Source organism: Streptomyces sp. MMS24-W38 (assembly GCF_059889265.1).
The window spans coordinates 2686200-2707211 of the sequence record NZ_JCBCPP010000001.1; the positions used below are offsets into that span (position 1 = coordinate 2686200).

The 21012-nt window shown below is 70.6% G+C and carries 19 protein-coding genes; 10 read left to right on the plus strand and 9 right to left on the minus strand.

What is annotated here, in order from left to right; translation table 11 throughout:
* Nucleotides 1-2: 2 nt before the first annotated feature.
* Nucleotides 3-1088, minus strand: coding sequence for an LLM class flavin-dependent oxidoreductase (locus AC6F7H_RS10950; RefSeq protein WP_500756794.1), 1086 nt, complete (start codon nt 1086-1088; stop codon nt 3-5).
* Between the two features lie 106 nt (nt 1089-1194).
* Between AC6F7H_RS10950 and AC6F7H_RS10955 the strand changes: the two genes are divergently transcribed.
* Together AC6F7H_RS10955 and AC6F7H_RS10960 are read left to right on the plus strand one after the other, a co-directional pair.
* Nucleotides 1195-1530: a YnfA family protein gene (locus AC6F7H_RS10955; protein ID WP_500756795.1), complete on the plus strand. Its 336-nt coding sequence runs from the start codon at nt 1195-1197 to the stop codon at nt 1528-1530.
* Between the two features lie 103 nt (nt 1531-1633).
* Nucleotides 1634-2410, plus strand: coding sequence for an SDR family NAD(P)-dependent oxidoreductase (locus tag AC6F7H_RS10960; protein WP_500756796.1), 777 nt, complete (start codon nt 1634-1636; stop codon nt 2408-2410).
* Nucleotides 2411-2458: 48 nt separating this feature from the next.
* Here the strand turns inward: AC6F7H_RS10960 and AC6F7H_RS10965 are convergent, their stop codons facing one another.
* Nucleotides 2459-3652 carry an RtcB family protein gene (locus tag AC6F7H_RS10965; protein WP_500756797.1) on the minus strand — a complete coding sequence of 398 codons (1194 nt, stop codon included), beginning with the start codon at nt 3650-3652 and terminating at the stop codon, nt 2459-2461.
* Nucleotides 3653-3867: 215 nt separating this feature from the next.
* Between AC6F7H_RS10965 and AC6F7H_RS10970 the strand changes: the two genes are divergently transcribed.
* From AC6F7H_RS10970 to AC6F7H_RS10980, 3 genes are all read left to right on the plus strand, one after another.
* Nucleotides 3868-4776 (plus strand): DUF3558 domain-containing protein, encoded by a 909-nt coding sequence (locus tag AC6F7H_RS10970; protein WP_500756798.1) that lies wholly within the window; start codon nt 3868-3870, stop codon nt 4774-4776.
* Nucleotides 4777-4919: 143 nt separating this feature from the next.
* Entirely contained in the window at nt 4920-5762 is an 843-nt protein-coding gene (locus AC6F7H_RS10975; protein WP_500756799.1) for a DUF3558 family protein, read from the plus strand.
* A gap of 149 nt (nt 5763-5911) precedes the next feature.
* Nucleotides 5912-7315 carry a DUF2637 domain-containing protein gene (locus AC6F7H_RS10980; RefSeq protein WP_500756800.1) on the plus strand — a complete coding sequence of 468 codons (1404 nt, stop codon included), beginning with the start codon at nt 5912-5914 and terminating at the stop codon, nt 7313-7315.
* 88 nt (nt 7316-7403) lie between these two features.
* On the opposite strand, the gene lysS is transcribed toward AC6F7H_RS10980, so the two are convergent.
* A complete protein-coding gene (gene lysS, locus AC6F7H_RS10985; RefSeq protein ID WP_500756801.1) occupies nt 7404-9149 on the minus strand; it encodes a lysine--tRNA ligase in 1746 nt (581 codons plus the stop codon).
* A 243-nt stretch (nt 9150-9392) separates the two neighbouring features.
* Here lysS and argS point away from each other — a divergent pair, with 243 nt between their 5' ends.
* A complete protein-coding gene (argS, locus tag AC6F7H_RS10990) occupies nt 9393-11150 on the plus strand; it encodes an arginine--tRNA ligase (protein ID WP_500756802.1) in 1758 nt (585 codons plus the stop codon).
* A 142-nt stretch (nt 11151-11292) separates the two neighbouring features.
* Here argS and hemB read toward each other — a convergent pair whose 3' ends face one another.
* Nucleotides 11293-12288, minus strand: a complete 996-nt coding sequence (hemB, locus tag AC6F7H_RS10995) for a porphobilinogen synthase (RefSeq protein WP_500756803.1) — start codon at nt 12286-12288, stop codon at nt 11293-11295.
* Nucleotides 12289-12370: 82 nt separating this feature from the next.
* Nucleotides 12371-13021, minus strand: a complete 651-nt coding sequence (locus AC6F7H_RS11000) for a TetR/AcrR family transcriptional regulator (RefSeq protein ID WP_500756804.1) — start codon at nt 13019-13021, stop codon at nt 12371-12373.
* A gap of 108 nt (nt 13022-13129) precedes the next feature.
* Here AC6F7H_RS11000 and AC6F7H_RS11005 point away from each other — a divergent pair, with 108 nt between their 5' ends.
* Complete coding sequence (locus AC6F7H_RS11005; RefSeq protein WP_500756805.1) at nt 13130-14464, plus strand: NAD-dependent succinate-semialdehyde dehydrogenase; 1335 nt, start codon at nt 13130-13132, stop codon at nt 14462-14464.
* A gap of 81 nt (nt 14465-14545) precedes the next feature.
* Here the strand turns inward: AC6F7H_RS11005 and AC6F7H_RS11010 are convergent, their stop codons facing one another.
* Nucleotides 14546-15184: a lamin tail domain-containing protein gene (locus tag AC6F7H_RS11010; RefSeq protein ID WP_500756806.1), complete on the minus strand. Its 639-nt coding sequence runs from the start codon at nt 15182-15184 to the stop codon at nt 14546-14548.
* A 593-nt stretch (nt 15185-15777) separates the two neighbouring features.
* Between AC6F7H_RS11010 and helR the strand changes: the two genes are divergently transcribed.
* The 3 genes from helR (at nt 15778) to AC6F7H_RS11025 (ending at nt 19204) form a co-directional block, all read left to right on the plus strand.
* Nucleotides 15778-17910, plus strand: a complete 2133-nt coding sequence (gene helR, locus AC6F7H_RS11015; protein WP_500761753.1) for an RNA polymerase recycling motor ATPase HelR — start codon at nt 15778-15780, stop codon at nt 17908-17910.
* Between the two features lie 76 nt (nt 17911-17986).
* Nucleotides 17987-18601, plus strand: coding sequence for an RraA family protein (locus AC6F7H_RS11020; protein ID WP_500756807.1), 615 nt, complete (start codon nt 17987-17989; stop codon nt 18599-18601).
* 75 nt (nt 18602-18676) lie between these two features.
* Nucleotides 18677-19204 (plus strand): SMI1/KNR4 family protein, encoded by a 528-nt coding sequence (locus AC6F7H_RS11025; protein ID WP_500756808.1) that lies wholly within the window; start codon nt 18677-18679, stop codon nt 19202-19204.
* Between the two features lie 391 nt (nt 19205-19595).
* Here AC6F7H_RS11025 and AC6F7H_RS11030 read toward each other — a convergent pair whose 3' ends face one another.
* From AC6F7H_RS11030 to AC6F7H_RS11040, 3 genes are all read right to left on the minus strand, one after another.
* The gene (locus tag AC6F7H_RS11030) at nt 19596-20108 is read right to left on the minus strand and encodes a hypothetical protein (RefSeq protein ID WP_500756809.1); all 513 of its coding nucleotides are present in this window, start codon (nt 20106-20108) and stop codon (nt 19596-19598) included.
* Entirely contained in the window at nt 20101-20313 is a 213-nt protein-coding gene (locus AC6F7H_RS11035; protein WP_500756810.1) for a helix-turn-helix transcriptional regulator, read from the minus strand. The genes AC6F7H_RS11030 and AC6F7H_RS11035 overlap by 8 nt, the downstream gene beginning before the upstream one ends.
* Before the next feature lie 257 nt (nt 20314-20570).
* Entirely contained in the window at nt 20571-20996 is a 426-nt protein-coding gene (locus AC6F7H_RS11040) for an ATP-binding protein (RefSeq protein ID WP_500756811.1), read from the minus strand.
* Between the last annotated feature and the right edge of the window lie 16 nt (nt 20997-21012).

The window sequence follows — 21012 nt, forward strand, 5'->3', positions numbered from 1 at the left end:
GTTCACGCCTTGCTCACTTCCCGGCCGGCCAGCCGCGAGGAGTGCGTCGGCGCGTCCGGCACGTCGGCCGGGCGGTCCTTGGCGAACTCCTCGCGCAGCACCGGCACCACTTCCTCGCCGAGCAGGTCCAGCTGCTCGAGCACCGTCTTCAGCGGCAGTCCCGCGTGGTCCATGAGGAACAGCTGGCGCTGGTAGTCGCCCGCGTAGTCACGGAAGGACAGCGTCTTCTCGATGACCTGCTGCGGGGAACCCACGGTCAGCGGGGTCTGCCGGGTGAACTCCTCCAGCGAGGGCCCGTGCCCGTAGACGGGGGCGACGTCGAAGTACGGACGGAACTCGCGCACGGCGTCCTGCGAGTTCTTCCGCATGAACACCTGCCCGCCGAGGCCGACGATCGCCTGCTCGGCCGTGCCGTGCCCGTAGTGCGCGTACCGGGTGCGGTAGAGCTCGATCATCCGCTTGGTGTGGTCGGCCGGCCAGAAGATGTTGTTGTGGAAGAAACCGTCACCGTAGTAGGCGGCCTGCTCGGCGATCTCGGGTGAGCGGATCGACCCGTGCCAGACGAACGGCGGTACGTCGTCCAGTGGGCGGGGCGTGGAGGTGAAGCCCTGCAGCGGGGTGCGGAACTTGCCCTCCCAGTTGACGACGTCCTCGCGCCACAGTCGGTGCAGCAGGGCGTAGTTCTCGATGGCGAGGTTGATGCCCTGGCGGATGTCCTGGCCGAACCAGGGATAGACCGGTCCGGTGTTGCCGCGCCCCATCATCACGTCCATCCGGCCGTCGGCCAGGTGCTGGAGCATGGCGAAGTCCTCGGCGATCTTCACCGGGTCGTTGGTGGTGATGAGGGTGGTGGAGGTGGAGAGGACCAGCCGCTCCGTGCGCGCGGCGATGTAGCCGAGCATGGTCGTGGGCGAGGACGGCACGAACGGCGGGTTGTGGTGCTCGCCGGTGGCGAACACGTCCAGGCCGACCTCCTCGGCCTTCAGCGCGATGGCGACCATGGCCTTGATCCGCTCGCGCTCGGTGGGGGTACGCCCCGTCGTGGGGTCGGGCGTGACGTCGCCGACGCTGAAGATCCCGAACTGCATGGCCGTTCACCTTCCGGATTGGTTGACGGTTCAACTATAACCGGCTCAACCGCTCCCCCTCCCCCCTTATTCCGGTATCCCGCATCCGGTCTGCGAAGCTGCCCGCATGCCGATCGCCCGTTCCGCCGCCCTGTTCGTCCTCGCCGCGATCCTGGAGATCGGGGGCGCCTGGCTGGTCTGGCAGGGCGTGCGGGAGCAACGCGGCTGGATGTGGGCGGCCGGCGGCGTCCTCGCCCTCGGCGCGTACGGGTTCGTCGCCACCTTCCAGCCCGACGCGCACTTCGGCCGCGTGCTCGCCGCGTACGGGGGCATCTTCGTCGCCGGGTCGATCCTGTGGGGCGCGCTCGCGGACGGCTACCGCCCGGACCGCTGGGACATCACCGGCGCCCTGATCTGCCTGGCCGGAATGGCCGTGATCATGTGGGCGCCGCGCAACGGCTGACCACGCTCCCGCGCGCCCGGACGGGCCCGGACACGCCCGGGTGGCCCGCATATGCTGGCCCGGCACGGCACCGCCCACATGGATCCACCCGGAGGAGCAGCCCATGGCCACCGCCGCACCGTCCGCAGCGTCTCGTATCGCCGTCGTCACCGGCGCGAGCAGCGGCATCGGCGCCGCCACGGCCCGCGGGCTCGCCGAGGCCGGTTACCGCGTCGTCCTCACCGCCCGCCGCAAGGACCGTATCGAGGCGCTCGCCGAGGAGATCAACGCGGCCGGCCACGCGGCGACCGCGTACCCGCTCGACGTCACCGACCGCGCGGCCGTCGACGAGTTCGCCACCGCGTTCAGGACCATCGGCGTCCTGGTCAACAACGCGGGCGGCGCGCTGGGCGCCGACCCGGTCGCGACCGGCGACCCGGACGACTGGCGCCGGATGTACGAGACGAACGTCATCGGCACCCTCCACCTCACCCAGGCCCTGCTGCCCCGGCTGGAGGCGAGCGGCGACGGCACGGTCGTCATCGTCTCCTCGACGGCCGGCCACGCCACCTACGAGGGCGGCGCGGGCTACGTCGCCGCCAAGCACGCCGAGCACGTCCTGGCCGAGACCCTCCGCCTGGAGATCGTCGGCCGGCCCGTGCGCGTCATCGAGATCGCGCCGGGCATGGTGAAGACCGACGAGTTCGCCCTCACCCGCTTCGACGGCGACGCGGCGAAGGCCGCCAAGGTGTACGAGGGCGTCGCCGAGCCGCTCACCGCGGACGACGTCGCCGACACCATCACCTGGGCGGTGACCCGCCCGAGCCATGTCAACATCGACCTGCTGGTCGTACGCCCCCGGGCCCAGGCGTCGAACACGAAGGTCCACCGGGAGCCGTGACGGCCGCGCCGCGCGCGACGCGGCGGCCCTCCAGGTCGGCCTTTCAGGTCAGCCCTTCACACAGACGACCTGCTTCAGCTTCGCCACGACCTCCACGAGGTCCCGCTGCTGGTCGATGACCTGCTCGATCGGCTTGTACGCTCCCGGGATCTCGTCCACGACACCGGAGTCCTTACGGCACTCCACGCCGCGCGTCTGCTCCTCCAGGTCCTTCGTCGAGAAGCGCCGCTTCGCCGCGTTGCGGCTCATGCGCCGGCCGGCGCCGTGCGAGGCCGAGTTGAACGAATCGGCGTTCCCGAGGCCCTTGACGATGTACGAGCCCGTTCCCATGGAGCCCGGGATGATCCCGAACTCGCCGGAGCCCGCACGGATCGCCCCCTTGCGGGTGACGAGCAGGTCCATGCCGTCGTAGCGCTCCTCGGCCACGTAGTTGTGGTGCGCGCTGATCTCCGCCTCGAAGGCCGGCTTCGCCTTCTTGAACTCCTTGCGGATCACGTCCTTCAGCAGCGCCATCATGATCGAACGGTTTCGCTTCGCGTACTCCTGCGCCCAGAACAGGTCGTTCCGGTAGGCCGCCATCTGCGGGGTGTCCGCCACGAAGACGGCGAGGTCACGGTCGACCAGGCCCTGGTTGTGCGGGAGCTTCTGCGCCACCCCGATGTGGTGCTCGGCCAGTTCCTTGCCGATGTTCCGGGAACCGGAGTGCAGCATCAGCCAGACCACACCGGTCGTGTCCGTGCAGACCTCGACGAAGTGGTTGCCCGATCCGAGCGTTCCCATCTGCTTCGTGGCCCGCTCCTGACGGAACCTGACCGCTTCCGCCACTCCGTCGAAGCTCCCCCAGAAGTCGTCCCAGCCGCCGGTCGCGAAGCCGTGCAGCCGGGTCGGGTCCACGGGGGAGTCGTGCATCCCGCGCCCGACCGGGATCGCCTGCTCGATCCTCGAGCGCAGCCGGGACAGGTCGCCCGGCAGGTCGCCGGCCGTCAGGGACGTCCTCACCGCCGACATCCCGCAGCCGATGTCGACCCCCACCGCCGCCGGACACACCGCACCCCGCATCGCGATGACCGAGCCGACCGTCGCACCCTTCCCGTAGTGCACGTCCGGCATCACGGCCAGGCCCTTGATCCAGGGCAGGGTCGCCACGTTCCGCAGCTGCTGGAGGGCACCCTCCTCCACCGTCGCCGGATCCGTCCACATACGGATCGGCACCCTCGCACCCGGCATTTCCACGTACGACATGTCTTCCTCATTCCCCCGAACGGCAACATAAGAGTAAAAGAGCAAAAACCGTCGCTCAGGTCGACGAAAAGGACTTCGGACCGGCGTTCACGGCAGTGCGTGCGATACACATTGTCTGCCGGGGGTGCCCCCGTGCGGCAAGCGATTAACCAGCGGGGACACTGAGAGACCCGGCGGGCTGCGGCCCGCACCCGCCCGTCGAGAGGAGCCCGGCCGTGCAGCGGAGGGCATACGTACCCGGCGTCGCCGCGCTCCTCGCGGCCCTGCTGGCCGGATGCACCGGCAGTTCGGGCAGCGGAAGCCAGTCGGGCAACTCCAACCCGGGCGGTGCCGGCACCGCCTCCCCGGCGGCCCAGCCGGGCAGGTACGCCACACTCCCCGAGCCCTGCGGCACGGTCGGCGCCAAGACGCTCGACGAACTCCTGCCCGGCATCGAGGAGATGGCCGACCAGGCGCAGCGCGAGAAGGCGTACGCGGGCGAGGCGGCCCTCACGTACGACACCGACCGCAAGGTGGGCTGCCGTTGGAAGGTGGAGTCGTCCCAGGCCACCGATCGCCTGGTGATCGACCTCGAGCGGGTCGTCTCCTACGACAACGCCGTCAGCGACGACAACCAGGCCCAGCAACTCTTCGCGACGAAGCAGGAGGCGGCCGGCCTTCCGAAGCCGACGGTCACGGAGTCCGGTTCCACCGCCCCGGACACATCACCCTCGTCCACTTCCTCCGATTCACCCGACTCCCCCAATCCTTCTGGTTCTTCCGGTTCTTCCGGTTCCCCTGATTCCCCTGATTCCTCCGCACCGTCCGACGCCGCGTCCTCGGCCTCCGGCTCACCGTCCGCCGGCGACTCCTCCACCGCGTCGCCCTCCACTTCACCCTCCGGCCTCCAGCCCCGCGTCCTGGAGGAGTTCGGCGACGAGGCCTTCATCGACGACGAGCTGAGCAACTCCGGTTCGACCGCCGAGCAGCGCACGGTGACTGTGGCGTTCCGCACGTCCAACGTGATCGTGACGATCGAGTACACGGAGCAGCCGGCGACCGTCGGTGCCGTCCCGGACAGCAGGGAAATGCAGGACAGGGCAAGGAAACTGGCGTCCCTGCTGGCCGATTCGCTGAGCGGCTGAGCCTCGCTCACACTCCCTCCACCGCCCTGCGCAAAGCACCCGAAGGACGACCACACGAACGGCGCACCGCGTACGGTGACCCCTCGGACTCCTTTTCGACCGCAGGTTCGACCACGGGTCCGACCGCAGGGAACACGAGCGTCATGAGTGAAGGAACCATGCAGCGACGAGCACAGCGTGACCACCGAGCCAAGCGCCTCAACCGCGTTCTTGTCTGCGCGGCGGCCGTCCCCGCGATGCTGATCGCCGCCGGCTGCTCCTCGGACTCCGGCTCCGACGGCGGCGAGGACAAGGCGGCCGACACCTCCGCGTCGGCGTCCGCGAGCCCGTCCCCGACGGTGCGGGCGGCGGTGTACACGGACCTCCCGGACGCGTGCGGCGTCCTGTCGGAGAAGACCCTGGGCGACCTCGTGCCCAAGGCGAAGTCGGGCAAGGAGAGCCAGTCCGACGACATCGCCACGCGTGCCGGCTGCTCCTGGAGCAGCCTCGCCGACAACGGTGTGGACGGCTCTCAGTTCCGCTGGCTGAACGTGTCGATGCTGCGCTTCGACTCGGACGTCGCACGCGGCGCGGGCGACGAACTGGCCAAGAAGTACTACGACAAGCAGGTCAAGGACGTCCAGGCCACCGACGGCGCCAAGGGCGTCGAGGCGGAGCCGCTCTCCGGCACCGGCGACGAGGCGACGGCCGTGCGCTACGACCTGAAGAAGAAGGAAGGCGCCTTCAAGCAGCAGACGGTGGTGGCGCGCGTCGAGAACGTGGTGGTCACCCTCGACTACAACGGGGCGGGCCTCGCCGGGGACAAGACGCCGAGCGCCGACGATCTGATGAAGGACGCTAAGAAGGCGGCCGCGGAAGCGGTGACGTCCGTGACCGGGACCAAGAACGGCAAGGACAGCAAGGACAGCAAGGACGACAAGGACTCCAAGGCCGACGGAGACGGCGGTGCCCCCGGGAGCGGCGCGCCGTTGGAGTCGAAGAGCTGACGAACAGGCACAGAAGCGTGCACGGAGACGTACCCGAAGGCGTACACGGGAACGTGCGGTGAGGCTCTGACACGGAACCGGCCACCCGTCCTCCGCACACATGTGCCACTCTGTTGCGCGCAACAACACGCAAGAGGAGGGGAGTACGGGTGGCCGCGCCCATTCAGCTGACACGGACGCACCGGGTTCTCATCGGCGTGGTCGTCGCCGGAGCCGTGATCATCGCCGGGATCGGCTTCGCGGGTTCGTACGCGGCCGTCCGTGAGCTGGCCCTGCAGAAGGGCTTCGGGAACTTCAGTTACGTGTTCCCGATCGGCATCGACGCCGGCATCTGCGTCCTGCTGGCCCTGGATCTGCTGCTGACCTGGATCCGCATCCCCTTCCCGCTGCTGCGTCAGACGGCGTGGCTGCTGACGGCGGCCACGATCGCCTTCAACGGCGCGGCGGCCTGGCCCGATCCGCTCGGCGTGGGGATGCACAGCGTGATCCCCGTCCTGTTCGTGGTGGCGGTGGAGGCCGCCCGGCACGCGGTCGGCCGGATCGCCGACATCACCGCGGACAAGCACATGGAGGGCGTCCGCCTCACCCGGTGGGTGTTGTCGCCGATCCCCACGTTCCTGCTGTGGCGGCGGATGAAACTGTGGGAGCTGCGTTCCTACGAGCAGGTCATCAAGCTGGAGCAGGAACGTCTCGTCTACCAGGCCCGGATGCGCTCCCGCTTCGGCCGGAGCTGGCGGCGCAAGGCCCCGGTGGAGTCCCTGATGCCGCTGCGCCTGGCCAAGTACGGCGTCCCCCTCGCCGAGACGGCCCCGGCGGGCCTGGCGGCGGCCGGCATCGAACCGGCTGTGCTCCCGCCGGCCCCCGAGCACCGGACGGCCGTGGACGGCCCGGCCGTGGCGTCGTCGGCGCCCGCCCTGGAGCAGGCGGCCCCTCCCGCCGAGCAGCGCCCCGAGCTGACGGGCGACCCCGCCACCGCGGACCCTCAAAATCCCCAGGACTCCCGGGACCCCCGGAATTCCCAGGCCCCCCAGGACCTCCGCAAGTCCCCGGACGCGGAGGAGACCACGGTGCAGCCCCCGTACGACCAGCAGCCCGCCCCGGACCAGAACCAGTGGCTGCACTCCCGGCACCCGCAGACCGTCGAGTACCGCGGCGGCTACGACCCCGCGTACGACCCGGACGCCGCGTACGCCCAGTGGTACGCGGAGCAGGAGCAGGCCGAGCAGTACCGCCGGCGGTTCGAGGAGGCGCCCCCGCTGCAGGAGCCGTCCCCGGAGGACACCGGCACCTTCCCCATCCCGGTCGGTCCGGGCCGCACCCGTGAGCTGGGCGAGGGCGGCGGCCCTCCGGAGCCCCCGGCCCCGGACGAGGAGGAGTACTACAGGCTGTTCAAGCAGTCGATAGGCGACAGCGGCTACCCGACTCCGCGAGAGTTCGGCGAATACGTCGAGGCGACGTACAGCCGCTCCCTGCCGGACGCCGACGCCAAGCGCATGGTCCTGGAGTTCCAGAACCGCCACTCCGTCGAGCTGGAGGAAGACCACATCGCGTGACCCGCACGCAGGCGAGCGCGCGGTACGACGACGGGGGCGCCCGGTGAAACACCGGGCGCCCCCGTCGTCGTACACGTCGATGTGCCGGTCAGTGACCGAGCAGCCTCCGCACCCGCTCCTGGCCCACCGCGAGCAGCAGGGTGGGCAGACGCGGACCGGTGTCACGGCCGACGAGCAGGTGGTACAGCAGCGCGAAGAACGACCGCTGCGCGGTCTTGATCTCCGGCGGCAGCTCCTTCGGCGTGGCGTCGGCGGGGAAACCGGCCTGCACCTTGGGAACCCCGTACACGTGGTGCGTGAGCCCGTCCAACGACCAGTGGTCGGCCAGCCCGTCGACCAGCAGCCGCAGCGACTCCCTGCCCTGCTCGTCGAGCGACTTCAGCAGCTCCTCGTCCGGCTCCGTACGGACGATGGTGCGCTGGTCGGCCGGGACGTGGAGGGAGATCCACGCCTCGGCCTTGTCGTAACGCGGCCGCGCCTCGTCGAGGGAGGCGAGCGGGTTCGCCGGGTCGAAGTCGCTGAGGATGCGCAGCGCCTGGTCCGGGTGCCCGCCGGTGATGTCGGCGACGGAGGCGAGGGTGCGGTACGGCAGCGGCCGGGGCGTCCTCGGCAGCGCGCCGCTCGCCGTGCCCACCGCGCGGGAGTGCGCGGCGACGTCGGCGGGCAACGCGGTGCCCTCGGCGACCTTGGCGTCGAGCCGGTCCCACTCGTCGTAGAGGCGCTGGATCTCCTGGTCGAAGGCGATCTTGAAGGACTGGTTGGGCCGGCGCCGGGCGTACAGCCAGCGCAGCAGCTGCGGCTCCATGATCTTCAGCGCGTCGGCGGGGGTCGGCACACCGCCGCGCGAGGACGACATCTTCGCCATGCCGCTGATCCCGACGAACGCGTACATCGGGCCGATCGGCTGCTTGCCGCCGAAGATCCCGACGATCTGCCCGCCGACCTGGAACGACGAACCCGGGGACGAGTGGTCGACGCCGGACGGCTCGAAGACCACGCCCTCGTACGCCCAGCGCATCGGCCAGTCGACCTTCCAGACCAGCTTGCCGCGGTTGAACTCGCTCAGCCGGACCGTCTCCGAGAAGCCGCACGCGGTGCAGGCGTAGGTCAGCTCGGTGGAGTCGTCGTCGTAGGCGGTGACGGTGGTGAGGTCCTTCTCGCAGTTGCCGCAGAACGGCTTGTACGGGAAGTAGCCGGCGGAGCCGAGGCTGCCGTCGTCCTCGGCGGCGGCGCCGGAACCCTCGGCGGCCTCCAGCTCGGCCTCGTCGACCGGCTTCTGCTGCTGCTTCTTCGCCGGGGCCTTCTTGGTGCGGTACTGGGCGAGGATCGCGTCGATGTCGCCGCGGTGCCTCATGGCGTGCAGGACCTGCTCGCGGTAGGCACCGGAGGTGTACTGCTCCGTCTGGCTGATCCCGTCGAACTCCACGCCCAGCTCGGCGAGCGACTCGATCATGGCGGCCTTGAAGTGCTCCGCCCAGTTCGGGTACGCCGAGCCCTTGGGGGCCGGGACCGAGGTGAGCGGCTTGCCGATGTGCCCGGCCCACTCCTCCTCGTCGACGCCGTCGATGCCCTTGGGGACCTTGCGGTACCGGTCGTAGTCGTCCCAGGAGATCAGGTGCCGCACCTGGCGGCCGCGGCGGCGGATCTCGTCGGCGACCAGGTGCGGGGTCATGACCTCGCGGAGGTTCCCGAGGTGGATCGGGCCCGACGGGGACAGTCCGGACGCGACGACGACGGGTTTGCCCGGGGCCCGACGCTCCGATTCCTCGATGACGTCATCCGCGAAACGGGAGACCCAGTCGGTGGTCTCGGTGCTCTGAGCCACGATCGGCACGTCCTTCTTTCTGCTCGGGCAGCCGGTACGGTCGCACGGCTGACCCCTCCATTCTCCCAGCCCGGACCGCATCCGCGAAAACCGCTTTTCACCGGCGCCCCGGGACGCCGGGCCGTGTCGACATACGGCTCCGCCGCACGGGCCCGACGAGCCCCACCGGCCCGCGGCCAGGAAATCGCTTTGCCACCCGTGGGATACTGGGCGGGTCTATCTGAACCCACGAGGAGAACGGCACCCACTCCTATGGCCTCGGTCACATCGCTCACCGATCTCGTCAACCAGCAGCTCGCGTCCGCCATCTCCGCCACCCGGCCGGAGGCGTCCGCGGACCCGCTGCTGCGACGAAGCGACCGGGCGGACTACCAGGCCAACGGCATCCTGGCGCTGGCCAAGAAGGCGAAGGCGAACCCGCGGGAGCTGGCCGCCGAGGTCGTCGCGCACATCACGACCGGTGACCTGATCAAGGACGTCGAGGTCTCCGGGCCCGGCTTCCTCAACATCACGATCGCGGACCGGGCGATCACCGCGAACCTCGCCGCGCGGCACGCGGACGGCGAGCGCCTCGGCGTGCCGCTGAAGGAGAACGCGGGCGTCACGGTCGTCGACTACGCCCAGCCGAACGTGGCGAAGGAGATGCACGTCGGTCACCTGCGGTCGGCGGTCATCGGCGACGCCCTGCGCGCCATGCTCGACTTCACCGGCGAGAAGACGATCGGCCGGCACCACATCGGCGACTGGGGCACCCAGTTCGGCATGCTCATCCAGTACCTGTTCGAGCACCCGGGCGAGCTGGCCCCCGCGGGCGAGGTCGACGGCGAGCAGGCCATGAGCAATCTGAACCGCGTGTACAAGGCGTCGCGCGTGCTCTTCGACTCGGACGAGGAGTTCAAGGAGCGGGCCCGCAAGCGGGTCGTCGCCCTCCAGTCCGGTGACAAGGAGACGCTCGAGCTGTGGCAGCAGTTCGTGGACGAGTCGAAGGTCTACTTCTACTCCGTCTTCGAGAAGCTCGACATGGAGATCCGCGACGAGGAGATCGTCGGGGAGTCCGCGTACAACGAGGGCATGCCCGAGACCGCCCGGCTCCTGGAGGAGATGGGCGTCGCGGTGCGCTCCGAGGGCGCGCTCGTGGTGTTCTTCGACGAGATCCGCGGCAAGGACGACCAGCCGGTCCCGCTGATCGTGCAGAAGGCCGACGGCGGGTTCGGCTACGCGGCCTCGGACCTGACGGCGATCCGCGACCGCGTCGTCGACCTGCACGCGACCACGCTGCTGTACGTCGTCGACGTGCGCCAGTCGCTGCACTTCAGGATGGTCTTCGAGACGGCCCGCCGGGCCGGCTGGCTGAACGACGACGTCACCGCGCACAACATGGGCTACGGCACGGTGCTCGGCGCGGACGGCAAGCCGTTCAAGACGCGTGAGGGCGAGACCGTGCGGCTGGAGGACCTGCTGGACGAGGCGGTGCAGCGGGCCGCGGAGGTCGTACGGGAGAAGGCGCGGGACCTCACCGAGGACGAGATCCGGGAGCGGGCCGCGCAGGTCGGCATCGGAGCCGTGAAGTACGCGGACCTGTCGACGTCGGCGAACCGGGACTACAAGTTCGACCTCGACCAGATGGTCTCCCTGAACGGCGACACGTCGGTCTACCTCCAGTACGCCTACGCCCGTATCCAGTCGATCCTGCGCAAGGCCCCCGACGGCGTACGCCCCTCGGCGCACCCGGAGCTGGCCCTGCACGAGGCCGAGCGGGCGCTGGGCCTGCACCTGGACGCGTTCGCGGAGACGGTGGCGGACGCGGCGCGGGAGTACGCCCCGCACAAGCTGGCCGCCTACCTGTACCAACTGGCTTCCCTGTACACGTCGTTCTACGACAAGTGCCCGGTGCTGAAGGCCGAGTCCCCCGAGCAGGTGGCCAACCGCCTGTTCCTGTGCGACCTCACGGCCCGCACCCTGCACCGGGGCATGGCCCTGCTGGGCATCCGGACGCCCGAGCGGCTCTGACCGCCCGGAAGACACGACGGCCGCGGCCCGTCCTCTCCTCGGAAAAAGAGGACGGGCCGCGGCCGTTCACGCGATCGATCGGCCGCTGCGTCCGGCCGGACGCAGCGGAGCCGGTCCTGCCTCGAGGCCACCGTGGGCTGAGCTACTCCCCCAGCTTCCGGGCGACTTCGGTGGCCCAGTAGGTGAGGATGTTCTGCGCGCCGGCCCGCTTGATGCCGGTCAGGGTCTCCAGGATCGCCCGGTCGCGGTCGATCCAGCCCTTCTCGGCGGCGGCCTCGATCATCGAGTACTCACCGGAGATCTGGTAGGCGACCACCGGCACGTCCACGGCGTCGGCGACCCGGGCGAGGATGTCGAGGTAGGGCCCGGCCGGCTTGACCATCACCAGGTCGGCTCCCTCCGCCAGGTCCAGCGCCAACTCCCGCATCGATTCACGGACGTTGGCCGGGTCCTGCTGATACGTCTTGCGGTCGCCCCGGAGCGACGAGCCGACGGCCTCGCGGAACGGCCCGTAGAAGGCGGAGGCGTACTTGGCGGTGTAGGCGAGGATCGCGACGTCCTCGCGGCCGATCTGGTCGAGGGCGTCACGGATGACGCCGATCTGCCCGTCCATCATCCCGCTGGGCCCCACGACATGGGCGCCCGCGTCGGCCTGCACCTGAGCCATCTCGGCGTACCGCTCCAGCGTCGCGTCGTTGTCGACCCGCCCCTGCTCGTCCAGCACCCCGCAGTGCCCGTGGTCCGTCGTCTCGTCGAGGCACAGGTCGGACATGACGAGCAGGTCGTCGCCGACCTCGGCCCGCACGTCCCGCAGGGCGACCTGGAGAATCCCGTCCGGGTCGGTGCCCGCCGTGCCCAGGGCGTCCTTCTTCGACTCCTCCGGAACCCCGAACAGCATGATCCCGGAGACCCCGGCCGCCACGGCCTCGGCCGCCGCCTTCTTCAGGGTGTCGCGCGTGTGCTGCACCACGCCCGGCATCGCCTCGATCGGCACCGGCTCGGTGACCCCCTCGCGGACGAAGGCCGGGAGGATGAGGTCGGCGGGGTGCAACCGCGTCTCGGCGACCATCCGACGCATGGCGGGGGTGGTCCGCAGACGCCGGGGCCGGGTACCGGGAAAAGATCCGTACGTCGTCATACCTCCCACGCTACGCCCGCCCGCCCCGTGCCTTTACCGACGCCGAGTCGGACCGGCTCCCGGGGGCCGGGCCGGCTCGCCGTCAGCTCGGTTCGAGGGCTCCGGACGCCAGCCCCAGCTCGGCTTCCGCGAGGGTACGGGCCATGTCGGCGATCGGGGCGGCGCGGTGCCCCACGCCGGTGTTGACGTAGGCGCTGGTCCCGTCGATCGCGACGTGGATGCGGACGGCCGCCGCCCAGGGGTCGGCGCAGCGGAAGTCCCCCGCCGCCACCCCGGCTGCGACGACCCGCTCGATACGCCGGCACCAGAGCAGGTCCTGCTCGACGACGTGCTCGCGGAGCACGGGCCGGTAGCGCGCCAGATGCCGGGCGTTGAGCCAGAGCCTGCTGACATCGTCGAAGTCGGCGTTCGAGGTGAGCGAGAAGAGCCTCCGCAATGCACGCACCGCACCGCCGGGGTCGGCGTCGGCGTCGGCGTCGGTGGGCATCTCCGGCAGCAGGCTGTCGAGCTCCGCCATGGTGGCGCTGGTGAAGGCCTCGGCGACGAGTCTGTCGGCCGCGGGAAAGTAGTGGCCGACGAGCCCGGGCCGGACACCGAGTTCGTCGGCGACCCGGCGCAGGGTGACGCACTCCAGCCCTTCGGTGAGCCCGACCCGCGCGGCGGCGGTGACCATCTCGCCGCGGCGCTCGGCCGGCGCCTTGCGGACACGCTTTTCCGGACCCCTTGACGTCATGCCGGGGATGCTATTGAGTGAGCGACCAATAAGACAATGGGGCATACATCCAATATGTGCGGCCTCAGCCGCTTCAGAGCCCCGCCCGCACCCACCCCCGGAGCACTGATGTACGCCGTCACCGACCCCACCACCGGCGAAGTCGCCGAGCTCTACCCGACCGCCAGTGACGCCGAGGTCGAGGCGGCCGTCACCGCCGCCCACGCCGCCACCGCGTGGGGCCGTACGAGCACCGTCGCCGAACGCTCCACCCTGCTGCGCCGGCTCGGCGACCTCCACACGGAGCACCGGGCCGAGTTGGCGGCGAGCATCGTGCGCGAGATGGGCAAGCCGCTCGCGGAGGCCGAGGGCGAGGTCGACTTCTGCGTCGACATCTACCGCTACTACGCCGACCACGCCGAGGAGTTCCTCGCCGACGAACCGCTCGACGTCACCTCCGGCCCGGGCAGCGCCGTCATCCGGCGCAGCCCGCTGGGCGTCCTGCTCGGGATCATGCCGTGGAACTTCCCGGCCTACCAGGTGGCCCGCTTCGCCGCCCCGAACCTCGCCCTCGGCAACACCATCGTCCTCAAGCACGCCCCGCAGTGCCCGGCCACCGCGGCGCTGCTGGAGCGGCTGTTCACCAAGGCGGGCTTCCCCTCCGGCGCCTACGTCAACGTCTACGCCACCAACGAGCAGATCGCCGAGGTGATCGCCGACCCGCGCGTCCAGGGCGTCTCGCTCACCGGCTCGGAGCGGGCGGGTTCCGCCGTCGCCGAGATCGCCGGGCGCCACCTGAAGAAGGTCGTGCTGGAGCTGGGCGGCTCGGACCCGTTCGTCGTGCTGTCCACCGACGACCTCGACGCGGTCGTCGACGCCGCCGTCGCCGCCCGCCTGGACAACACCGGCCAGGCCTGCAACGCCGCCAAGCGGTTCGTCGTCGTCCAGGACCTCCACGACGCGTTCGTCGAGAAGTTCACCGCCCGTCTGCTCGCCGGCGCGACGGGCGCTCCCCTGTCGTCGGCCGCCGCCGCCGAGAACCTGGGCCGCCAGGTCGACGAGGCCGTCGCCCAGGGCGCCACCCTGCACACCGAGGGCGAGCGGCACGGCGCGTACTTCCCCGCCGGAGTCCTCACGGGTCTCACCACCGACCACACCGCCGCCCGCCAGGAACTCTTCGGCCCGGTCGCCATGGTCTTCCCGGCCGCCGACGAGGACGACGCCCTGCGCATCGCCAACGACACCCCCTACGGCCTCGGCTCCTACGTCTTCACCACCGACCCCGCCCAGGCCGAACGCGTCGCCGACCGCATCGAGGCCGGCATGGTCTTCGTCAACGGCGTCGGCGCCGAGGGCGCGGAGCTCCCCTTCGGCGGCATCAAGCGCTCCGGCTTCGGCCGCGAACTCGGCCGCCCGGGCACCGAGGAGTTCGTCAACAAGAAGCTGATCCGCACGGTGGCCTAGCCACACGGCCGGCCGTGGGCCCGGGGAACGCCCGAGGGCGTGTCACGGCCTGCTGCCGTGACACGCCCTCGGGACGGTGAGTCAGCGCTGGTGGCGCCCGTGGTCGTCACCACGCTCGTCGGCCTGGTTGTTGCTGCGGTCGTGACCGCGGTCCCGGTCGTGGCCCCGGTCGCGGTCGCGGTCGCGGTCGCGGTCGCGGTCGCGGTCGCGGTCGCGGTCGCGGCCATGGTCCCGGTCACGGCCATGGTCCCGGTCGCGGTCGTGGCCACGACCCCAACTCTCGGTGTCGACGACCGAGCCACGGCGGTCCGACAGGGTGGCCCGGTCGGAGTGGTTGTCCCAGATGTGGTGGCGGCGGTCCTGGTAGACGTCATGGCGGGTGTCACGGCCGGATCCCGTGTGCACCGTGACCGTCGAGCGGCCGTTCAACCGCAGGTGGCGGAAGGTGTACTTGTCGCCCTTGCTGTTGCGCAGGGTCCAGCCCCTCAGGTCGACGCTGTGACGGGACCGGTTGGTGATGTTCACCCACTCGCCGTTCAGCGAACGGTTGCTGCGGGTGTCCGGGCCGGGAGCGTTGTACTGGACGTCGCTGATGACGACCTGCCGGCGATCGGGGTTCCTGTCCTGGACGGCGGACGCCGGCAGGGCGGCGGCCGCCACGACGGAACCGGTCACCAGGGCGACAGCGGTCAGACGGCGAGCGGCGGAAGAAGCAGACACGTGGTCCCCTTCGCGTTCGTGCACCGGCCCACCCCGCACAGGGACGGGCGGCGCTCTCCGAGTGGTACGTCCCGGCTGGCTGCCGAGGTCTCACACCCTGCCGCCGCGACAGGCCCTTTCGCGGGAAGTCCCCCTACGGATGACGTAATACGGATATGTCCGCAACAGTCGGTTGTCAGATGCACACATACCGTTCGAATACGGGGCCCAAATCGATGCACCGTGCATCGACCTATGGCGTGTCCGGGTCCGTCACCGTTCAGCCAGGGTCGCGCCCCGGCACGCCACCACACGCGCCACCCCACCCTTCGCCCGAAAGTGGGTAACGGGGCCGACAGCGCACAGGGGGTGAAGGACGTGAGCACAGGAGGCGCGTCCGAGGCGCCGCGTCATGGCGAAGAGGGGCTTGCCCACTCGCGGTGACGATCGAGGCGGCGACGAGGGCCGGCGAGGGAGCGCCATGAGAGGGCTGCGAGAAGGCAAGGAGGCGAACCCACTCCTTGCCACTCTCAACGTATAGCGCACCGGGGGGCTTGCGGCAAGGCCCCCTGCAGGGCGCAGAATCACTGACCGTGACTTCGACAAACCACCCGATGACCAGCGTGTTCGCCCTTCCCGAACGTCTCTCCGCCAAGGCCGACCCGCACCTGATCGCCGAGGACGAACAGTACTTCGCGGCCCTCGCGGAGAGCCTCGAGCAGACGATCGCCGAGCTGTCCGACCGCCGCGACGCCACACTCAGGGCGCCCGGCGGGGTCGGCCGGGAGGCGATGGACCGGGACATCGAGGTGCACCGGCTGGCCGCCCGCCTGCGCGCCCTGCGCCGCTTCGGCCTGGACCTGTGCCTCGGGCACATCGTCGGCGCGGACGACGGCGAGCCCGTGTACATCGGACGGCTCGGCCTCACCGACAGCACGGGCCGTCGCCTGCTGCTCGACTGGCGTTCCCCCGCCGCCGAACCGTTCTTCGCGGCGACCCACGCCCACCCGATGGGGCTCGCGAGCCGCCGCAGGTACCGCTGGACCGGTGGCCGCATCAGCGACTACTGGGACGAGGTGTTCACCGCCGACGGGCTGGAGGGGCACGCCGCGCTCGACGACCACTCCGCCTTCATCGCCAGTCTGGGCGGCAACCGGTCGGCCCGGATGCGGGACGTGCTCGGCACCATCCAGGCCGACCAGGACGCCGTCATCCGCGCGGGCTCGCGCGGCGCGCTCGTCGTCGACGGCGGCCCCGGTACGGGCAAGACCGTCGTCGCCCTGCACCGCTCCGCCTACCTCCTCCACTCCGACCCGCGCCTCGGCCACCGCAGGGGCGGCGTGCTGTTCGTCGGCCCGCACCAGCCCTACCTGGCCTACGTCGCCGATGTCCTCCCCAGCCTCGGCGAGGACGGCGTGCGGACCTGCACCCTGCGGGACCTCGTCCCCGAGGGAGCCACGGCAACGACCGAGACCGACCCGGAGGTGGCCCGCCTGAAGTCGTCCGCGGACATGGTGAAGGCGATCGAGACCGCCGTCCGCTTCTACGAGGAGCCGCCCACCCGGGCCATGACGGTCACCACCCCCTGGTCGGACGTCCGCCTGACCGCCGACGACTGGGCCGAGGCCTTCGAGGCGGCGGAACCGGGCACCCCGCACAACGAGGCACGCGACCGGATCTGGGACGAGCTGGTCACGATGCTGCTGGACAGGCAGAGCGGCGACGACGTCTCCCCCACTCTGTTCCGCAAGGCCCTGTCCCAGAACAAGGAGTTGCTCACCGCCCTCAACGACGCCTGGCCGCTCCTCGAACCCACCGACCTCGTCTCCGACCTCTGGTCGGTCCCTGCCTACCTGCGCATGTGCGCCCCCTGGCTCGCCCCCGACGAGGTGCGCGCACTCCAGCGAGAGGAAGCCCAGGCCTGGACGGTGTCCGACCTGCCCCTCCTGGACGCGGCCCGGCAGCGGCTCGGCGACCCGAAGGCGTCCCTGCGCAAGCGCCGCCACGACGCCTCGGTCGCCGCCCAGCGCGAGCGGATGGCCGCCGTCATCGACAACGTCATCGCCTCCGACGACGACGGCGAGGGCGCGGTGACCATGCTGCACGGACGGGACCTCCAGGACACCCTGATCGACGAGAGCGCCCTGCCCACCCCCGAACCGGACGCGCTCGCCGGCCCGTTCGCGCACGTCGTCGTGGACGAGGCCCAGGAACTGACCGACGCCGAATGGCAGATGCTGCTCCTGCGCTGCCCGTCCCGCAGCTTCACCGTCGTCGGCGACCGCGCCCAGGCCAGGCACGACTTCACGGAGTCCTGGCAGGAACGACTCCGACGAGTCGGCCTCGACCGCGTCGACGTGGCCACCCTGAACATCAACTACCGCACGCCGGAAGAGGTCATGACGGAGGCCGAGCCGATGATCCGCGCCGCTCTCCCGGACGCCAACGTCCCGACCTCCATCCGCAGCAACGGCATCCCCGTCGTCCACGGACCGCTCTGCGACCTGGACTCGATCCTCGACACCTGGCTCGCCACCCACGAGGACGGAATCGCCTGCGTCATCGGCCACCCCGTGTTCCGGTCCACGCCCCGCGTCCGGTCACTGGCCCCGGAACTGTCCAAGGGCCTGGAGTTCGACCTGGTGGTCCTCGTCGACCCGGCCTCGTTCGGCGAGGGCGTCGAGGGAGCCGTCGACCGCTACGTCGCGATGACCAGGGCGACCCGGCAACTCGTCATCCTCACCTGACGCCGTCACCGGTTCCCGTACGCTCCGACCCCTGACCGCGGCGTCTTCGAAACACGTCTTCGGAAAAGAGGAAGCGATGAACCAGGCATTCGCGCACGTTCCCCCCACCACCCTCGCCGACCTGCTGGGCCGCGCGCAGGTCATGGACATCGGCATCCGTCCGCTGTGGGACGCACCGCGCGTCGCGGGACCCGCGTACACGGTGCGGTGCGAGCCCGGCGACAACCTGATGCTGCACGCCGCGATCCACCGGGCCGAGCCGGGCTCGGTCATCGTGGTGGAGTCGGGCGACGTGGACCACGCCCTCGCCGGCGGCAACGTCTGTGCCGTCGCCCAGCGCCGGGGCGTCGCGGCCTTCGTGGTCGACGGCGTCATCCGCGACCTCGGCGAGGTGCGCGAGGTCGGCTTTCCGGTCTTCGCGCGCGGTGTCATCCCGATCCCCGGCACCAAGGAGAAGATCGGCGCGCTCGGTGAGCCGGCCCGGGTCGGCGGTGTCCTGGTGCACCCCGGGGACATCGTGGTCGCCGACGAGGAGGGCATCGTCGTCGTCCCCGCCGCGCGCGAGGAGGAGATCCTCACGGCCGCCCGGTCCAGGCTCACCAAGGAGGCCGAGGAATCCCTCGACACCTGGGAGAAGAACCACCGCGCACGCATAGAGAAAGCCCTGACCGACCAGGGCTTCACCGGCTGACCGGCGCCGATGGGCCGCCTGTCCGGAACGCCGACGCGAAGGTCGAATGTCAGTGCGGGCGGCTACGGTACGCCCGTGAACGAGACGACCGGTGACGACCGCCGCCTTCCACCCACCCTCGCCGACATGGCCCGCGTCGAGTTCGACTACGCCGACGGTGACGGCATCGACTTCGAGCCCTACGGCGCCTTCTACTCGGCTGGGGAGACCACCGACTGGCTACGCCAGTGGACCGGCAACCCCGATGTCGACGGCGACGCCTACCGGGTCTTCGGCCAGAACGGCGCCGGTGGTCTCGCGGCCGTCTGGTACGGACGGTCCGGTCGCCCCCTCACCGAGCAGCCCGTGGTGTTCATGGGCTCGGAGGGCGAGTGCGGCGTGGTGGCCGGGAACCTTTCCGACTTCCTGTGGGTGCTGGCCGACGGCATCGGACCGCTGGAGTCCGTGCTGTACGAGGAGCACGAGGCGCGCCCGGACGCGGAACTCACGCAGCTCGCCGAGCGCCACGCCACCACCCCGCGCCGCCCGGCCCGGGACATCATCACCGAGGCCCGCGCCGAATTCCCCACCTTCACCGACGACATCGACGAACTCTGCCGCTGAGCCGCCGAGTAAGACCGAGTAAGACACAGAAGAGTCACCGTTCAAAGGCGTTCGCATGAGTGCACCTCGTAAAGAAGGGCGACGGCCGTGACCGCTCGGTGGACGCGGCCTCGCGGTGAGCGGTGTCGAGGCGGACGCTCGCGCCCCCGGGCGGGAACACCCGCCCCAAAGCGTGAGCACTTCGGCCGCCAGTGTCCGGATGCCGCTCGTTTGAGCGCTCATGCAACACTCTCCCGCCAACTGCTCACGCTTTTCAACGAGGTACTCCCCTCCGGCCGTACACGTCGGTGTCAGGGTCCCTCGGCCCAGGTGGCGAGGCGGCTGATGCAGTGGCCGCCGGCGGCCGGGCCGAGCGGCAACTCGACGACGACGTGGGCGACGGGCTCGGCGGTCAGCCCTCCAGACGCGCGTACTGCCGCTCGACGGCCTTCGAACTCCACTCTCCCAGCACCCAGTCGATCGCATAGGAAACCGCGAACAGTGCCAGGAACTCGGCGCCGAGGAGGGCCACCAGCCCGAGCGTGCCCTGGACCACGAAGGGGAGGCCGGAGGTCAGCTCCTGCGTGTCCCCGAGCGCGAGGCCGACAAGGCTGAGGCCGGTGAGAACCACGGAGAACAGGAGCGCCCCGCGCAGGTAGGCGCGCCGCCTCTGGCGACGGCTTGATGCGTCCGCGCCGGTGGGAAGCTCGACCCCCATGAGGGACCGGGGGGCCTCGGCGCCCAGCACGCGCTGCACCAGCGCGAACACGCCCGCGCCACCGACGAGGACCAGGATCGCCGCGGTGTTCGTCACCTCCTTGGTCTGGATGTACTCCCAGACGAGCACCCCGAGGGCCGCGAACATGACGGCGCCCAGGGCGACGAGAGCTGACCTGCCCACCTTGAGGTGCTGACGCTCATCCATGGTGTCCGTGCGCTCCTTCTTCCCAGAACAGGGAGTTGAGATCGGTCTCCAGTGCCCGGCAGATGGCGACACACAAGCTGAGGGTCGGGTTGTGAGCACCCGCCTCGATCATGGAGATCGTCTGCCGTGTGACCCCGACCTGTCCGGCCAGGTCTGCTTGGGTCATGCCGAGTGCCACCCGCTTGAGCTTCATGCGCGTGTTCACACGCCGAGGTTCGCGGGCGCTTCGAGTCGCGGCCATGTGTCATGTATACCCGACACGATGTCGTATATACAAGACACTCCTTGAGGACGGGCCGGGGTGGTCACGCAGTCGGATGCCGTCACGGAACCGCAGGCGACAGGTCCGGGCCCGGAACCCGTGCCCATGGCGTGCCGCGACCACGGTGCTCCGGCGCCGCGCAAGGGGCGGTGCGGTTCACCGACCCGGCAGAACTCTCCCCACGGGCGGCCGAGCGGCCGTCACCGGGCGAGGTCCAGCTCCGCCCACACCGTCTTGACCGGCACCGGGCCGCCTCGCACACCCCAGCGGTCGGCCAACTCCTGGACCAGGAGGAGCCCATAGCCCGACTCCGTGTGGACGTCAGCGGCCACCCGAGGGCTGACGGGCAGCCGGTCGCCACGCGTGTCCGCCACCTCGACGCGGAGGACGGCCGACGCCATGACGGCGAGAGTGAGGCGGAAGCTCCGGCCGGGGACGCGGCCGTGCACGGCGGCGTTCGTCGCGAGTTCGGCGACGATCAACCGGGCTGGGTCCAACGGGAGTTCCCAGGAGCGCAGTTGCTCCGTGGCGAGCAGGCGGGCGAGACGGGCGCCCCGGCGGGTGGCGGAGAGCGGGACGGTGAACTGGTGGAGCGGGGTGCTCGATGCGGTGATTTCCTGATTCACATCACCCAGCGTGTTC

Bases quoted from the DNA above. Each gene is read 5' to 3' on its own strand.
- hemB (WP_500756803.1), bottom strand. From the start codon at position 12,288: ATGACGACGTACGGATCTTTTCCCGGTACCCGGCCCCGGCGTCTGCGG.
- AC6F7H_RS11005 (WP_500756805.1), top strand. From the start codon at position 13,130: ATGTACGCCGTCACCGACCCCACCACCGGCGAAGTCGCCGAGCTCTAC.
- AC6F7H_RS10975 (WP_500756799.1), top strand. From the start codon at position 4,920: ATGAGTGAAGGAACCATGCAGCGACGAGCACAGCGTGACCACCGAGCC.
- AC6F7H_RS11030 (WP_500756809.1), bottom strand. From the start codon at position 20,108: ATGGATGAGCGTCAGCACCTCAAGGTGGGCAGGTCAGCTCTCGTCGCC.
- AC6F7H_RS10950 (WP_500756794.1), bottom strand. From the start codon at position 1,088: ATGCAGTTCGGGATCTTCAGCGTCGGCGACGTCACGCCCGACCCCACG.
- AC6F7H_RS10965 (WP_500756797.1), bottom strand. From the start codon at position 3,652: ATGTCGTACGTGGAAATGCCGGGTGCGAGGGTGCCGATCCGTATGTGG.
- AC6F7H_RS10955 (WP_500756795.1), top strand. From the start codon at position 1,195: ATGCCGATCGCCCGTTCCGCCGCCCTGTTCGTCCTCGCCGCGATCCTG.
- helR (WP_500761753.1), top strand. From the start codon at position 15,778: ATGACCAGCGTGTTCGCCCTTCCCGAACGTCTCTCCGCCAAGGCCGAC.
- argS (WP_500756802.1), top strand. From the start codon at position 9,393: ATGGCCTCGGTCACATCGCTCACCGATCTCGTCAACCAGCAGCTCGCG.
- AC6F7H_RS11020 (WP_500756807.1), top strand. From the start codon at position 17,987: ATGAACCAGGCATTCGCGCACGTTCCCCCCACCACCCTCGCCGACCTG.
- AC6F7H_RS10960 (WP_500756796.1), top strand. From the start codon at position 1,634: ATGGCCACCGCCGCACCGTCCGCAGCGTCTCGTATCGCCGTCGTCACC.
- AC6F7H_RS11000 (WP_500756804.1), bottom strand. From the start codon at position 13,021: ATGACGTCAAGGGGTCCGGAAAAGCGTGTCCGCAAGGCGCCGGCCGAG.